Origin of the sequence: Aeromonas sp. S11(2024), from assembly GCF_041402345.1 — a bacterium.
GTDB classification, from domain to species: domain Bacteria; phylum Pseudomonadota; class Gammaproteobacteria; order Enterobacterales; family Aeromonadaceae; genus Aeromonas; species Aeromonas veronii.
On record NZ_JBGLRC010000019.1, the window covers coordinates 1 to 13,886 of the forward strand.

Consider the following 13,886-nt stretch of genomic DNA (forward strand, 5'->3'; position numbering starts at 1 on the left):
CCACATCAAGGCAGGATGATGGAGGGGCAGACCCCTTACAGCATGTTCAAAAAGGGTCTGAAATTGATACCGAAGGAAGTGCGCTCTAAAGTAGCGTAAACAAGACACCGGTTTGAGGCCGGTGTCAGGTGATAACTAAATAACTGATCCTAATAGTGCTACACCTTCGCTGTGCCATAGCCATTCCCCGGGAAAGGAGACACGGTATCCATGAAGTGTTTCACTCGGGCCAGCAGATTGGCCATTCCTCTGCATTGATGATTGCGCGTGATGGTTTCATGTAACTTGTGCCACAGCCGTTCGATGTGATTAACCCAACGGCTGTAAACTGGCTGAAATACCAAGCAGAACTTGGGGTTCTTCTTCAACCATCGCTCGGTCTGTTGGCTTTTGTGAATGATGTAGTTATCGAGGATCAGCGTGATGGTTTTGGCTCGTCGGTAGTGGCGACGCAGCTTTTCCAGCATGGCGATAAACAGGGATGAGTTTTTCTTTATCCCACTGACGTAAAGCACTCTTCCGTTGCCTGCATGGAGAACGCCTGCCAGGTAATGTTTGGCGTTCTGTCCCGGAGTGACAACCCGCTTTTGTTGCGCTCTGAACATCCAGTCGGCCCCTAATTTGGGATTGAGGTCTATATCGACTTCATCCTCATAAAACACCGGATTAGCGGTATCACAGCGGGCCAGCGCAGCGTCGATATCCGCCATTTTCTCCCGATAAGCTGGGTCTTTTATCCGCAAGGTCGGCACGGGCCTGCGCCAGACAATGTCCATACGCGGTAACCATCGGCGGAGCGTGGAGGCTGCCACATTGAGCCCTGTTAACCGATTGATTTTGATGGCCAATAGCTCAGTACACCAGCGGCTGCGCTGATAACCAAAATCTTGCGGAGAAAACTGCATGAGCAGCACCAATAAGGTGACAATCTTGGCGATAGGTAAAACTGGGGCACGGCCAGCCGGTAAGGCTTCTAGAGCCCCCACACCTTCATCCCGATACCACCGAAGCCAACGGCCGATGGTCGAGCGAGCAGCGCCGGTAAGGTGATGAACATCATTGATCGTGCGTCCTTCATGTAACAGCAAGATGGCCATCAAGCGACGAGCATGCCCTTTATCACGTGTGGCATGGATGAATTTGTGAATGCGGCGCCGTTGTGGTCGTGGCAGGGGGGGTAGGATAGGCATCAACTCAGTCCTTTGGGTGCGGCTTGTTTTGTTTGGCGACTAATGAGATCGCACAAACTGGACTGAGTTCCCTTCCTCCAGTGATCTACTATTCGGAACAGCTATTTAGATCTGTACATTTAGATTACATATTCCTGTATGGGCCCGACGGGCTGTTTATCATCTAGATCGAGCGCAATGTTCGAGCTGCCTATGTGATTTATCTGGGAAAATATCAGTCTCATCAGAAGAACATTTTGATCATATTATTCCGTTGGTTCAAGGGTACATTAATGATGTTACCAATTTACAACTGCTTTGCAGTAGCTTGCAATCTAAAAAAAGTAGCAAAATAATTCAAGTTTCATCAAAGTATGAGGCTTGGTATAGCCATGATATTTAACTTTTTACATGATTTATATCAAAGCTGTCGATCGGATTAGCGGTTTCGATAATAGTGTTCAGTCAGTCCCCATAAAAGCACCTATGAATCCAATTAGAATGGCCCATATTTATCGCTACCATCCTCATATACCCCTTCAAATCTGCTCTGAATCCGGTGGCCTGGGAGGAAGATGGCTGTCCATATATGTTGCCGTTAACCGAGGCTCTCCATACGTCTCGATGTCAAGGATTGTTGCATTGAGAAAAGGTGCTGGTGGTGAAAGAAGAAGGGGGCAAATATTGCCCCCTTTATCCATTACGCCCGTCAGGGCCGATTAACCGCCGATTTAACCCGCCTTGGCCACCATGGCTTTCAACTGCAGGAAATACTGCTCATAGAGGCGGGAGGCATCACCCACATCGGACTGGAACTCCCCCTTGCGCTTGATCTCGTCGCTCGGGAAGACCATGGGGTTGTTGCGAAACGCCGGGGTGAGCAGGGGGATGGCATCCTTGACCGGGGTGGGGTAGCCAATTGCCTCGGCCACCTTGGCGGCCACATCGGGGCGCATCAGGAAGTTGATCAGGGCGTGCGCCTCTTTCACATGCTTGGCCTTGGCCGGGATGGCGAGGTTGTCCATCCAGAGTACCGCCCCTTCTTCGGGGTAGGTCATCTGGATGGAGGGGTATTCGCGCTGGGCGCCGTAGGCCGAGCCGTTCCACAGCATGCCGATATTGACCTCACCGGCGATAAAGGGGTCGGCCGGGTTGTCGGAGTTGAACGCCTTGACGTTGGGCATCAGCTTTTTCAGGTATTCGAACGCTTCGGCAATTTGCGCCTTGTCCTGGGTGTTGGGGCTGTAGCCCAGCTGCACCAGCGCGATATGGAACACCTCGCGGGCATCGTCCATCAGCAGCAGGCTCTCTTTCCACTCCGGTGCCCAGAGCTGCTTCCAGCTGGTCACCGGCTGCTCGATGATGTCGGTGTTGGTGCCGATCCCGGTTGCGCCCCAGATATAGGGGATGGAGTAGCGGTTGTCCGGGTCGTACTCGTGGTTGAGCAGGGTGGGGTCGAGGTGCTTGAAGTTGGGCAGCTGGGCGCGATCCAGCGGCTGCAGCATTCCCTCTTTGGCCATTTTCGAGATGAAGTAGGTGCTGGGCACCACCACGTCATAGCCGTCGCCATGGGTTTTCAGTTTGGCGTAGAGGGTCTCGTTGGATTCGTAGGTGGAGTAGATCACCTTGATGCCGGTCTCTTGCTGGAACTGCTCCAGCAGACCGTCCGGCACATATTCCGACCAGTTGTAGAAGTAGACCACCTTGTCATCGGCCGCGTGAGCGCTCTGGCTCAGCAGCGGGGTGGTGAGGGTGAGGGCGGCTGCCAGCAGGGCGCCGGCCTTGTGTTGGATTGTCATCAACAACTCCTTGGGGTTATGGGGCCTTGCGGCCCACCGTGACAGAGTTCGCCAAAGATGGCGGGGACGAAACGGGCAGGGTCAACCCTGCCGTTTACGCAGTAACAGTTGCGCCAGCAGCACCATCCCGAGGGAGGCGACCAGCATCAGGGTGGCCAGGGCGTTGACCTCGGGGGAGACCCCCACCTTGACCATGGAGTAGATCTTGAGCGGCAGGATCTCGTAGGCCGGGCCGGTAACAAAGGAGCTCACCACCACGTCGTCCAGCGACAGGGTAAAAGAGAGCAGCCAGCCTGCCATCACCGCCGGCAGGGCCAGCGGCAGTATGATGCGGCGCAGGATGATCCACTCGCCAGCCCCCAGATCCCGCGCAGCTTCCAGCATCCGCACATCAAAACCGCACAGCCGCGAGTAGACGGTGATCACCACAAACGGCAGACAGAAGGTGATGTGGGCGATCAGCAGCGACCAGAAGCCGAGCACAATGCCGGTCACTACAAACAGGGTCAGCAGCGAAATGGCCATCACGATATCGGGGGACATCATCACCACAAACAGCATGCCGCTCACGTACTGCTTGCCGCGAAAGCGATAGCGAAACAGCGCCACGGCGGTGAGAGTACCGATCAGGGTGGCCGCGGTGGCGGTGAGGGCGGCGATAGTCAGTGAGTGCTGGGCCGCCTGCATCAGGCTGGCGCTGGCAAACAGCTTCTCATACCAGCCCAGGGTAAAGCCGCGCCAGTCGATGCCATATTTCGACAGGTTGAAGGAGTTGGCGATCAACACCCCGATGGGCACATAGAGATAGCCAAACACCAGCAGCAAGAACAGAGCCTTCAGTGCGCGCATCATGCCAGCTCCCCCTTCTTGCTGAGCAGTTTGCCCGCCCGCCAGTAGCAGTAGACCAACAGCGCCATCAGCACCGTCAGCATCACGCTGATGGCGGCGCCAAAGGGCCAGTCACGGCTGTTGAGGAACTGGGTCTTGATCAGGTTGCCGATCAGCAAGTGCTTGGCACCTCCCAGCAAGTCGGAGACATAGAACATCCCCATGGCGGGCAGGAACACCAGCAGACAACCGGCGATGATGCCTGGCAGGGTGAGGGGCAGGATGATCCGTACCAGCCGCTGCCAGCCGTTGGCGCCAAGATCTCGCGCCGCCTCCAGCAAACGGCCATCCAGCTTCTCGATGCTGGAGTAGAGCGGCAGCACCATAAAGGGGAGCAGCACATAGACCAGCCCGATGATGACGGCCACCTCGGTATACATCATCTGCAGCGGCCGCTCGATAAGCCCCAGATCCAGCAGCCAGCCATTGATCAGCCCCCGGGTGCCGAGCAGCACTTTAAGCGCATAGGTGCGGATCAGGGAGTTGGTCCAAAACGGCACCACCACCAGAAACAGCAGCAGCGGGCGGATACGCGCTGGCAGATGGGCCAGCAGCCAGGCAAAGGGGTAGCCCACCAGTAAGCAGATGGCGGTGGCGAGCAGCGCCAGCCAGAGGGAGTGGAGCAGCACCTCAAAATAGAGCGGGTCCAGCAGGCGGCCATAGTTGCTCAGGGTAAAGAGCGGCGCGATAAGCTCGGACTCATCGCGCGTGAGGAAGCTGACACCGATGATCATCAGGTTGGGCAGGAAGACAAACAGCGTCAGCCAGCCCAGGATCAGCGCGATGGCTGTGTTGCGAAAGCCGTTGTGGGCAAAGCTGTGCGCTACCCGCAGATTAGTGAGGCTCATAGGGCAGCACCACCTCCCAGCTGTCAACCCAGTGGATCGCCACCTCCTGACCCAGGCGATAGTCAAAGTCGGGGTCATCCTCGTCGAAGAACTCGGAGATAAGCAGCTGTTTGCCACTTTCGAGCTCGATCACCGAATCCAGCGTCGCCCCCTTGTAGTTGCGCTCGCGGATATTGCCCCGCAGCGCGCCACTTTGATCGTCATCCTGATCGAGAATGCGCAGATCTTCCGGGCGCAGCAGCACCAGCATCTTGTCGTCTGGCTGGAACGGCAAGGCGGTATGGAGCAGGCATTCGCGCCCCTCGACCTCGGCCTGCCAGATACCGGGCTCGCGCTGGCTGATCAGCTTGCCATCCATCACGTTGATCTCGCCGATAAAGCGGGCCACGAACAGGTTGGCTGGCGATTCGTAGATATCGCGCGGGGTGCCGCGCTGGATGATTTGGCCCCCCTCCATCACCAGGATGCGATCAGACATGGTGAGCGCCTCTTCCTGATCATGGGTGACAAAGACAAAGGTGATACCAAGGCGACGCTGCAGCGCCTTGAGCTCGCTCTGCATCTGCTTGCGCAGCTTGTAGTCGAGCGCCGAGAGGGATTCGTCGAGCAGCAGCAGGCGGGGCTTGTTGACCACGGCGCGGGCGATGGCGACCCGTTGCTGCTGACCGCCAGAGAGCTGATCCGGGCGGCGGTTGGCCAGCTCGGTGAGCTGCACCATGGCGAGGGTCTCCTCGACCCGCTGGCGGATCTCGCTGGCAGGCACTTTCTGCATCTCGAGGCCAAAGGCGACGTTTTCAAACACCGTCATATGGGGGAAGAGCGCATAGCTCTGGAACACGGTGTTGATGTGCCTGTGTTCGGCGGGGATATGGGTGATCTCGTCACCGGCCAGATGGATGGTGCCACCATCGACCGATTCGAGCCCGGCCAGCAGGCGCAGCAGGGTGGTCTTGCCACAGCCGGAAGGGCCCAGCAGGGTAAGAAATTCACCGTCATAGATTTCAAGGTCAAGGTCACTCAGGATCACCTTGCCATCGTATTTTTTGCTGATCTTGTTCAGCGCGACAATTACCTGTGGATTGTTCATCATCCGCCAGTCTCACCCCAGCCAGTGGCCATCGTGTTGAAAGAGGGCCGCATTCTATGCAGCCGACACATGAAATTAAAGGCTTTTTGGCCCGAATTAGCCGCAAGTGCGCAGGAAAAACGGCTACGAATAGCAGACCAAATCGCTATAATGTGCCACCTGATTTGGTCGTTTTCGATATTGGATAGTCAATTGAGTAATAAAATGCGTATTGGCGGCTCCCTTGAGCAGTCTCTGAACCAGGGCTACCGCCTTGATCTGAAAGGGGTCATCCAGGAGGGATGGCAACAGACCCGCCGTACCGGATTTGGCCTGCTGCTGGCGATTGTCGGGGTGACGGCGATCTGGATCCTGCTCAGCAATGTGCTGCTGTTGCCCTATCTGGGGGATGACAGCCAGATGAATGTGGCCATGGTGCTGAGTCTGCTGATGACGGTGGTGATGGCCCCTATGACCAGCTCCCTCGATATGCTGGGGTTGCAGCAGTCGGTCGGGGTGCGCGCCCGCGCCAACCAGGTGTTCGACTTCTTCCGCCACTTTGTACGCCTCGGCATGTTGAGCCTGCTTGGCAGTCTGCTCACCAGCCTGTTTGGCCCGCTATTCGATCTGCTGGGATTGCCCGCCGTACTATCTTTCATCCCCTCGGCCCTGATCGGCATGGGGCTGCTCTTTACCGTCCCATTGGTGCTGGAGCGTGGCCTGACGCCGCCCCAGGCCATTCTGGTCTCTCTCAAACTCTTTGCGCGCGGCTGGCCCAGCATTGTGCTGTTCCACGGCGTGATGACCGCGCTCTTCTTCCTGGCTCTGATCCCCATGGGGTTGGGGCTTATCTGGGTGGCACCGCTCTATTTCAACTGCAAGGGGATCCTCTATCGGGATCTCTGCGGGGTGGGGGTAGAGGTTAACGAGGTGACAGAAGGCCCCAACCATTTCAATGCATGATGCAAAAGGACGTTGAATGACCCGTCGATATGGAGTGACCATGGCTGTGCGCCAGAGTCTGCTGGCCACGCTCTTGCTGCCAGGGCTGGCGCTGGCTGAGCCGGTGCTGGATCTGCAATACAGCACCTTCTACAGCCAGATGAAGACCTTTGCCAAAGGGGAGTTTGGTCACGCCAGACTGGGGTTTTATCTGACCGATCCGCAAAATGGTCAGCGCTGCGGCCTCACCTTTGCCCGGGTTGCAACCGACAGCAAGGAGGTCGCGGGCGAGGTAACGGTCGATAGCGAACTGCGCCTGCCTTTTGATGAGGATCTCAACCTCGACAAGGGGATCGTGACCGTCGGCCTGAAAGAAGAGCACGCCACTTGCGATATGACGGTACAGGTGATGGCCGACGCACCGAATGGCCCCGAACTGCCGGTGGCCGAGCTGGCGGCACGTCAGCAGCAGATGCAGTCGCTGCTCGACAAGATGGCAGGCATGGTCGGCAAGCACTTCTTGCCGAAGATGGAAGGGGTACGCATTACCCTGGTGCAGCAGAGCGGCACTGCTTATTTGATTGATGGCGCCCGTCAGGAAGCGCTGCCCTGGCAGGAAGGCCATCTGTTGCTTAGCAATGAGCAACTGGCCGCGTTCGCTGCCGGGCAACTTCGCCTGCAAGGTGACGTGCTGCGACTGACCCCCTGGCTGCACAAAGGCTGATGCCGATGGTGCTGTCACGTTGGTAAGAGGCAGATCAAGAAAGCAAAAAAGGAGCGATTATCGCTCCTTTTTTATTGCGTGGCGTTTGCCTTGTGAGCGCGGCTTAGCGCACTTCAATCACATCCAGCATGTCCATCTCGTCGATATCCAGCAGCGGCGCCTTTGGCATCTCGGGCGGATCAAACGCCTTGTCGCCACCATCGATGATGCCGGAGTCGCGGTTGATGCTCTTGAAGTCAAACAGCTTGTGGTCGAGCAGGTGGCTCGGGATCACGTCCTGAATGGCGGTGAACATGGTTTCGATACGACCGGGGAAGCGGCGATCCCAATCCTGCATCATCTGCTTGATGGCCTGACGCTGCAGGTTCTCCTGCGAGCCGCACAGGTTGCACGGAATGATGGGGAAGGCTTTGACGTCGGCGTAGCGGATCAGATCCTTCTCTTTGCAGTAGGCCAGCGGGCGGATCACCACGTTCTTGCCATCGTCGCTCACCAGCTTGGGCGGCATGGACTTGAGCTTGCCACCGTAGAACATGTTGAGGAACAGGGTCTCAAGGATGTCGTCGCGGTGGTGGCCAAGGGCAATCTTGGTGCAACCCAGCTCCTGGGCGGTGCGATAGAGAATACCGCGGCGCAGCCGTGAGCAGAGGGAGCAGGTGGTTTTGCCTTCCGGTACCTTCTCCTTGACGATGGAGTAGGTATCCTCTTCGACAATCTTGTACTCGATGCCGAGGGAATCCAGGTACTCGGGCAGCACATGCTCGGGGAAACCGGGCTGCTTCTGATCTAGGTTGACAGCAACCAGATCGAAATGGATGGGGGCGCTGGCTTTGAGGCTCATCAGTATGTCGAGCATACCGAAGCTGTCCTTGCCGCCGGAGAGGCAGACCATGACCTTGTCGCCCTCTTCAATCATGTTGAAGTCGGCAATGGCCTGACCCACGTTGCGCCGCAGGCGCTTCTGCAGTTTGTTAAAACTGTATTTTTCTTTGGCGTTCAGCTCTTCTAGCATGCTCGTAAAACCCGGGACACAAATAAGCGCGTTATTATAGCCATGTCCCGGGGGAGGGCAAGGTGCCAGGCACCTTATGATTGATTGCGACGACTGTCGACCGGGCAGCTGTAGTCCGCCGGTTTGAGGATCAGGATGTCGCAGGAGAGGCGGTCAATCACATGTTCGGCGGTATTGCCGAGCAGAGCTGCAGAAAGCCCGGTACGGCCGACGCAGCCCATGATCATCAAGGTTGCCTTGAGCTCTTCGGCCATATCCGGCAACACCTCTTCCGGTAGCCCCTCTGCTACCCGGGTCCAGAGATGACCGATCCCGAACTTGTCGGCATGGCTGAGCAGCAGGCTTTCGTGGTGTTTGCGGATCGCTTCGTTGTAGGCGTTGGGATCAAACTCCGGCAGCTCGATGGCCACGTTGACCGGGGTGCCCGGGTAGGTGTTGACCAGATAGAGGTTGGAGCCCAGTAGTTCGGCGATGTCGCTTCCCTCCTGGGTGATCCGTTCGTTGAGCAATTTCTGATCCGGATCGTCGCTTGAGCAGTTGATGGCGGCGATGATGTTGCCGCCCCGTTGCCAGTGACCCTCTTTGACTAGCAGCACCGGACAGGGGCATTTGCGCAGCAGATGCCAGTCGGTGGGGGTAAAGATGAAGGTTTGCAGGAAGCTGTGATGGTGAGTGGCTTTGACCACCAGATCGTGGCGCTGCTCCAGCACTTCCTGAATGACGCATTCGAAGGGACGATTGTGCCAGACTACTTTCACTTCGCACTCGATCCCCTGTGCCCGATAGGGGGTCAGGATCTCGTCCAGCCACTCACGTCGCTGTGAAATGACGCCGTCGCGCATCTCTTGCCGCTCGTCCACCGAGAGCATGGCGGTCATTTCATACGAGAAGTCATAGATGGTGAGCAGCAGGGTCAGATGGGCGTTTTCGTCCAGCTCGGCGACTTTGACTGCCCGTTCGAGGGCGATTTGACGCTCCTCTTCTGGATTGATAACCACCAGAATATTCTGATATTTGACCATCTTCTCCTCCTTGGAAAAGTCCAATGACAGCAGAATCTTAGCCATTACAGCTTAGCGCAGGAGGAGGGTATGGGGAACGTACCGGATCACATTCCAGAGGAAAGGATCCGGCAGGGAAAGCAGAAAAAAAACGGTAGGGTAAGCGGAAAAATCAGCCGCAGGGCGGGCGAGTAGCACCGGCCATCATGCCAAGGGCGACCTGATCCAGCACGGTAATGTATTTGCCTTTGACACTGATGAGACCGGACTTCTGGAAGCGGCCGAGCAGACGACTGATGGTCTCGACAGTCAGACCCAGATAGTTGCCAATGTCACCACGGGTCATGGAGAGACGGAACTCCTTGGCGGAGAAGCCGCGCTCGGAGAAGCGTACCGACAGATTATGCAGGAAGGCGGCGAGGCGCTCTTCGGCATTTTTCTTGGAGAGCAGCAGGATCATCTCCTGATCGCCCATGATTTCGCTGCTCATCAGACGCATGATCTGCTGGCGCAGTTTGGGCATCTTGCCGGAGAGATCGTCCAGCACTTCAAACGGGATCTCGCACACCATGGCCGTCTCCAGCGCCTGAGCGAAGGAGGGGTGGGCCTGCTTGTTGATGGCATCAAAACCGACCAGATCGCCAGCGAGGTGGAACGCAGTGATCTGCTCATCCCCTTGCTCGGTGATGGTGTAAGACTTGATGGTCCCGGAACGGATGGCATAGAGCGATTTGAACTCATCGCCAGCCTTGAACAGCTCTTCACCCTTCTGGATCGGCTTCTTGCGCTCGATGATGCTGTCCAGCTGATCAAGCTCGTTGTCGTTCAGAGTGAAGGGAATACAGAGCTGACTGATGCTGCAATCCTGGCAATGAATTGCACAGCCACCGCTCTGGATACGTCTGCCAGGTTTCTTTTCCGGGATCATAGGCTCATACGAATAATTGATTTATATCAAACAAGTTTACCATCAACTCATCCGTTTTGGATAGGGTTTCAAAAGGAAGCAATGCCAATCCAGAAGGTATGCACCCCGAACAAAATGAGCAGCAGGGCCCCGCCAAGGCGCAAACTGCGCAGGGTGAGCCAGTATCTCAGGCGATCAGCGAGTCCCCCCAACGCAAACAGGGTGGGCAGGGTGCCGAGACCAAAAAAGAGCATGGTCAGCGCCCCGCCACTGGCCGAACCCGCCGCTGCGCTCCAGGTCAGCATGGAGTAGACCAGCCCGCAGGGCAGCCAACCCCACACCATGCCAAAGGGCAATGCCTGCAGCGGTGAGGTGAAGGGGAGAAATTTGCCCGCCAGCGGTTTGATACGGGGCCAAAGTCTGGCGCCGAGCCGCTCCAGCAGCAAGATCCCTTGCCACCAGCCCGCCAGATAGAGGCCAAGCGCAATCATCAATAACGCCGCCACCAGGCGTAAGCCGGCAATAGCGTGTTTGCCTGCGCCCAGCTCGCTGGTGGTGGCGAGCAGGCCGCCCACCAAGGCTCCTGCGATGACATAGCTCAGGATCCGGCCGAGGTTGTAGTTGAGCAGATAGGCAAGCCGCCCCCAAAAATGCTGCTTGTTGGCGGGGATCGCCATGGAGAGCGCGGCAGAGACGCCACCGCACATGCCGAAGCAGTGGGCGGAGCCTGCCAGTCCGACCAGCAGGGCGCCGGCCAGATCAAGGTTGTGGGTCATGGTCAGCAGGCTTTACGGGTTTGTGGGCAGGTTGCTCTTCGTCAAACAGGATGTTGGAACCCTGCCGGTCGAGATCTTCAAACTGCTCGGAGCGAATGGCCCAGAAGAAGACGACCCCGGCGATGATCACAAACAGGATAGCGATGGGGATCAGGACAAAAATTATATTCATGGGAGGTACCTTGGCGTTCATCCTTGGCAAGCGTCCCCTATGGTAACCCTGTTCTGGCAGGGGGCCAGCCGCTATCAGTGAGAAATGTGGCCTGCATCGGAGGCAGGCCACATTTTCAGCTATTTTCCGCCACCAGCCTCATCGGTTGAGGCGCATGGAGTTGGTTACCACGATGAGTGAACTGAGCGACATGCCCGCCGCCGCCAGATAGGGGGGCAGCCAGCCGCAGGCTGCCAGCGGCAGCACCAGCAGGTTGTAACCGATGGACCAGGCGAAGTTCTCGATGATGATCTTGCGGGTACGCATTGCCAGCACTCTGGCCTCGAGCAGTCGGCTCAGGTCATCGGCCAGCAGGATGGCATCGGCGCTGTTTTTCGCCAGATCGGTGCCACCGGCCATGGCGAACGAGGCGTGCGCCCCGGCCAGTACCGGCGCGTCGTTGATGCCATCGCCCACCATGATGCTGATATCCCCTTGGGCTTCCCGAGCCTTGAGATAGGCCAGCTTGCCATCGGGCGAGACCCCCTTGGCCAGCTCATCCACCCCCAGTTCCCGGGCAATCTCGTCTGCTTGCAGAGAGCTGTCACCAGTCAGCACGGTAGTTTGCAGACCTGCTGCCTTGAATGCTGCGATCAGCGCCCTGGCATCGGGGCGCAGGGTATCTTCCAGATTGAAGCGGGCCAATACCTGCTGCTCGTCGGCCAGATAGATAGCCAGACCGTGGCCGTGCTCTTGCGCCGGATCCAACCCAAGCCAGCGGGCACTGCCGATGCGGTAGCGCACGCCATCCACCAGCGCCGTGATGCCGTGACCGATGACCGGGGTGATCTCGCGGGCGGATGGCTGAACGGTAATGTTATCGGCGGGCAGCCGGAAGGCGCGGGCAATGGGGTGTTCGGATTGCGCCTCCATGCCCCGGGCGATGGCGAGGCAGTGCGTCTCGTCCATCTCTGCCAAGGTGGTGGTGCCTGTCAGACTGATCTCCCCTGTGGTCAGGGTACCGGTCTTGTCCATCACGATCCGGTTGGCCTTGGTCAGCACGTCCAGCACATGACCACGGCGCAGCAGAATGCCGTTGCGGGTCAGATTGGCGGTGGCCGAGGTTAGCGCCGTCGGAGTCGCCAGCGACAGGGCACAGGGGCAAGTGGCAACCAGCACGGCGAGGGTGACCCAGAATGCCTGATCCGGTTGATGGAAGTGCCAGAAGGTCCAGACGGCGGCGGCAATGATCAGCAGCACCAGAATAAAGTGGCGCGACAGCTGATCCGCCATCTGGGCGATGGCTGGTTTGTCATCGAGGGCATGATGCTGCAGCCGCATGATCTGGGCGATCCGAGACTCTTCGATACGGTGGCTGACCCTGACCTGCAGCGGAGCATCCGTGTTGATAGTGCCGGCATAGACCTGATCGCCGGGCTGTTTGAGCAGGGGCAGCTGTTCACCGGTCAGCATGGATTCGTTGAGGCTGGCTTGCCCTTCGACAATGATGCCATCCGCCGGTAAGGTTGCTCCGGCCAGCACCCGCACCCGATCGCCGACCTGCAAGGTCTTGGCCGCTACCTCATGCTCCCCTTCATCATCGATGCGGGTCGCCATGATGGGCACCAGTCGCGCCAGGTTGGAGCTCGATTCCGACGCCTTGCGTCGGGCCCGCAACTCGAGAAAGCGCCCCAGCAGCAGGAAGAAGACGAACATGGTGATGGAGTCGTAATAGACCTCACCGGTATTGAACACGGTGGCCCACATGGAGGCGATAAAAGCCCCGATCAGCGCCAGCGACACCGACACATCCATCGACAGGTGACCCTGTTTCAGGCTGCGCCAGGCACCCACGTAAAAGGGCTGGGCCGAGTAGATCATGATGGGGGTGGAGAGCAGCAGGCTTATCCACTTGAAGTAGACCATGAACTCATCTTCAACGCTGATGAAGAGATCCATGTAGAGGGCCACGGCGCACATCATCACCTGCATCGAGCCCAGCCCCGCCAGTGCCAGCCGGAACATATAGCTGCGCACCTCTTTGGCGTAGAGCGCCTCCTGTTGATGGGTCTGGAACGGGTAGGCGCGATAGCCGATCTGGGCAAATCCCTTGAGAATGTCACTCAGGGAAAGCTGGTCCGGATCCCACTTGATGCGGGCCCGATGGGTGGTGGTGTTGACGTTGATGTAGCGCAGGCCCGTCAGGGTCATCAGGTGGCGTTCGATCAACCAGGCACAGGCGGCGCAGGTGAGCCCTTCTACTGTCAGCTGGATTTCGCGAAGGGTACCGCTGTCGGTGACAAAATCCTGTTGCACTTCTGCCAGATCGTAGTGGGTGAGGGCGGCCAGCTCCTCGGGCACCAGATCCCCCTTGGTGCCGGGAGCGGTGCGGTGATCGTAGTAACTGGCGAGGCCGCACTCCATGATGGTTTCCGCCACCGCCTGACAACCGGGGCAGCACATGGGGCGAACAATCCCCTTTATCTCGAGGGAATAGCCACTATTAGCGGGTACCGGCTCGCCACAGTGAAAACAGGGGGTCATGCTTTATGTCCCCCTGAATGCAGAATGCAAGCAGCAGGGGCGCTGGCGAGAACCGGCTC

The 13,886-nt window shown here is 57.9% G+C and carries 14 protein-coding genes; 3 read left to right on the top strand and 11 right to left on the bottom strand.

Annotated features, from left to right (window positions below):
• Positions 1-158: 158 nt before the first annotated feature.
• The gene (locus tag ACB040_RS14760) at positions 159-1,190 is read right to left on the bottom strand and encodes an IS630 family transposase (RefSeq protein ID WP_371155386.1); all 1,032 of its coding nucleotides are present in this window, start codon (positions 1,188-1,190) and stop codon (positions 159-161) included.
• Between the two features lie 130 nt (positions 1,191-1,320).
• Here ACB040_RS14760 and ACB040_RS14765 point away from each other — a divergent pair, with 130 nt between their 5' ends.
• Positions 1,321-1,572, top strand: a complete 252-nt coding sequence (locus tag ACB040_RS14765; RefSeq protein WP_371155416.1) for an HNH endonuclease — start codon at positions 1,321-1,323, stop codon at positions 1,570-1,572.
• 328 nt (positions 1,573-1,900) lie between these two features.
• On the opposite strand, the gene ACB040_RS14770 is transcribed toward ACB040_RS14765, so the two are convergent.
• The 4 genes from ACB040_RS14770 to potA form a co-directional block, all read right to left on the bottom strand.
• Positions 1,901-2,968 carry an extracellular solute-binding protein gene (locus ACB040_RS14770; protein WP_005345409.1) on the bottom strand — a complete coding sequence of 356 codons (1,068 nt, stop codon included), beginning with the start codon at positions 2,966-2,968 and terminating at the stop codon, positions 1,901-1,903.
• Positions 2,969-3,049: 81 nt separating this feature from the next.
• Positions 3,050-3,820: a spermidine/putrescine ABC transporter permease PotC gene (gene potC / locus ACB040_RS14775; RefSeq protein WP_111808207.1), complete on the bottom strand. Its 771-nt coding sequence runs from the start codon at positions 3,818-3,820 to the stop codon at positions 3,050-3,052.
• Positions 3,817-4,704, bottom strand: a complete 888-nt coding sequence (gene potB / locus ACB040_RS14780; RefSeq protein ID WP_052200020.1) for a spermidine/putrescine ABC transporter permease PotB — start codon at positions 4,702-4,704, stop codon at positions 3,817-3,819. Before potB ends, potC begins: the two co-directional genes overlap by 4 nt.
• Positions 4,691-5,794 (bottom strand): spermidine/putrescine ABC transporter ATP-binding protein PotA, encoded by a 1,104-nt coding sequence (gene potA, locus ACB040_RS14785; protein WP_371155390.1) that lies wholly within the window; start codon positions 5,792-5,794, stop codon positions 4,691-4,693. The genes potB and potA overlap by 14 nt, the downstream gene beginning before the upstream one ends.
• Before the next feature lie 201 nt (positions 5,795-5,995).
• On the opposite strand from potA, the gene ACB040_RS14790 reads away from it, so the two are divergent.
• Both ACB040_RS14790 and ACB040_RS14795 read left to right on the top strand, forming a co-directional pair.
• Positions 5,996-6,733: a hypothetical protein gene (locus tag ACB040_RS14790; RefSeq protein WP_005351939.1), complete on the top strand. Its 738-nt coding sequence runs from the start codon at positions 5,996-5,998 to the stop codon at positions 6,731-6,733.
• Positions 6,734-6,749: 16 nt separating this feature from the next.
• On the top strand, positions 6,750-7,436 hold the full coding sequence (locus ACB040_RS14795) for a DUF2987 domain-containing protein (protein WP_257691602.1): 687 nt from the start codon (positions 6,750-6,752) through the stop codon (positions 7,434-7,436).
• Between the two features lie 103 nt (positions 7,437-7,539).
• Here the strand turns inward: ACB040_RS14795 and ttcA are convergent, their stop codons facing one another.
• The 6 genes from ttcA to ACB040_RS14825 all read right to left on the bottom strand — a co-directional run bounded on the left by ttcA (position 7,540) and on the right by ACB040_RS14825 (position 13,827).
• Positions 7,540-8,448, bottom strand: a complete 909-nt coding sequence (gene ttcA, locus ACB040_RS14800; RefSeq protein ID WP_005336634.1) for a tRNA 2-thiocytidine(32) synthetase TtcA — start codon at positions 8,446-8,448, stop codon at positions 7,540-7,542.
• A 74-nt stretch (positions 8,449-8,522) separates the two neighbouring features.
• Entirely contained in the window at positions 8,523-9,470 is a 948-nt protein-coding gene (gene uspE / locus ACB040_RS14805) for a universal stress protein UspE (RefSeq protein ID WP_005345417.1), read from the bottom strand.
• Positions 9,471-9,621: 151 nt separating this feature from the next.
• Complete coding sequence (locus ACB040_RS14810; protein ID WP_005351934.1) at positions 9,622-10,377, bottom strand: FNR family transcription factor; 756 nt, start codon at positions 10,375-10,377, stop codon at positions 9,622-9,624.
• Positions 10,378-10,445: 68 nt separating this feature from the next.
• On the bottom strand, positions 10,446-11,132 hold the full coding sequence (locus tag ACB040_RS14815) for a sulfite exporter TauE/SafE family protein (RefSeq protein ID WP_338774936.1): 687 nt from the start codon (positions 11,130-11,132) through the stop codon (positions 10,446-10,448).
• Entirely contained in the window at positions 11,116-11,304 is a 189-nt protein-coding gene (ccoS, locus tag ACB040_RS14820; protein ID WP_005336630.1) for a cbb3-type cytochrome oxidase assembly protein CcoS, read from the bottom strand. Before ccoS ends, ACB040_RS14815 begins: the two co-directional genes overlap by 17 nt.
• Positions 11,305-11,442: 138 nt before the next feature.
• A complete protein-coding gene (locus tag ACB040_RS14825) occupies positions 11,443-13,827 on the bottom strand; it encodes a heavy metal translocating P-type ATPase (protein ID WP_371155394.1) in 2,385 nt (794 codons plus the stop codon).
• Positions 13,828-13,886: the final 59 nt, after the last annotated feature.

What these genes read in the sequence shown, in the direction of transcription:
- ACB040_RS14760 (WP_371155386.1), bottom strand. Translation starts at nt 1,190, where the DNA reads ATGCCTATCCTACCCCCCCTGCCACGACCACAACGGCGCCGCATTCAC.
- ACB040_RS14770 (WP_005345409.1), bottom strand. Translation starts at nt 2,968, where the DNA reads ATGACAATCCAACACAAGGCCGGCGCCCTGCTGGCAGCCGCCCTCACC.
- potC (WP_111808207.1), bottom strand. Translation starts at nt 3,820, where the DNA reads ATGATGCGCGCACTGAAGGCTCTGTTCTTGCTGCTGGTGTTTGGCTAT.
- potB (WP_052200020.1), bottom strand. Translation starts at nt 4,704, where the DNA reads ATGAGCCTCACTAATCTGCGGGTAGCGCACAGCTTTGCCCACAACGGC.
- potA (WP_371155390.1), bottom strand. Translation starts at nt 5,794, where the DNA reads ATGATGAACAATCCACAGGTAATTGTCGCGCTGAACAAGATCAGCAAA.
- ACB040_RS14790 (WP_005351939.1), top strand. Translation starts at nt 5,996, where the DNA reads ATGCGTATTGGCGGCTCCCTTGAGCAGTCTCTGAACCAGGGCTACCGC.
- ACB040_RS14795 (WP_257691602.1), top strand. Translation starts at nt 6,750, where the DNA reads ATGACCCGTCGATATGGAGTGACCATGGCTGTGCGCCAGAGTCTGCTG.
- ttcA (WP_005336634.1), bottom strand. Translation starts at nt 8,448, where the DNA reads ATGCTAGAAGAGCTGAACGCCAAAGAAAAATACAGTTTTAACAAACTG.
- uspE (WP_005345417.1), bottom strand. Translation starts at nt 9,470, where the DNA reads ATGGTCAAATATCAGAATATTCTGGTGGTTATCAATCCAGAAGAGGAG.
- ACB040_RS14810 (WP_005351934.1), bottom strand. Translation starts at nt 10,377, where the DNA reads ATGATCCCGGAAAAGAAACCTGGCAGACGTATCCAGAGCGGTGGCTGT.
- ACB040_RS14815 (WP_338774936.1), bottom strand. Translation starts at nt 11,132, where the DNA reads ATGACCCACAACCTTGATCTGGCCGGCGCCCTGCTGGTCGGACTGGCA.
- ccoS (WP_005336630.1), bottom strand. Translation starts at nt 11,304, where the DNA reads ATGAATATAATTTTTGTCCTGATCCCCATCGCTATCCTGTTTGTGATC.
- ACB040_RS14825 (WP_371155394.1), bottom strand. Translation starts at nt 13,827, where the DNA reads ATGACCCCCTGTTTTCACTGTGGCGAGCCGGTACCCGCTAATAGTGGC.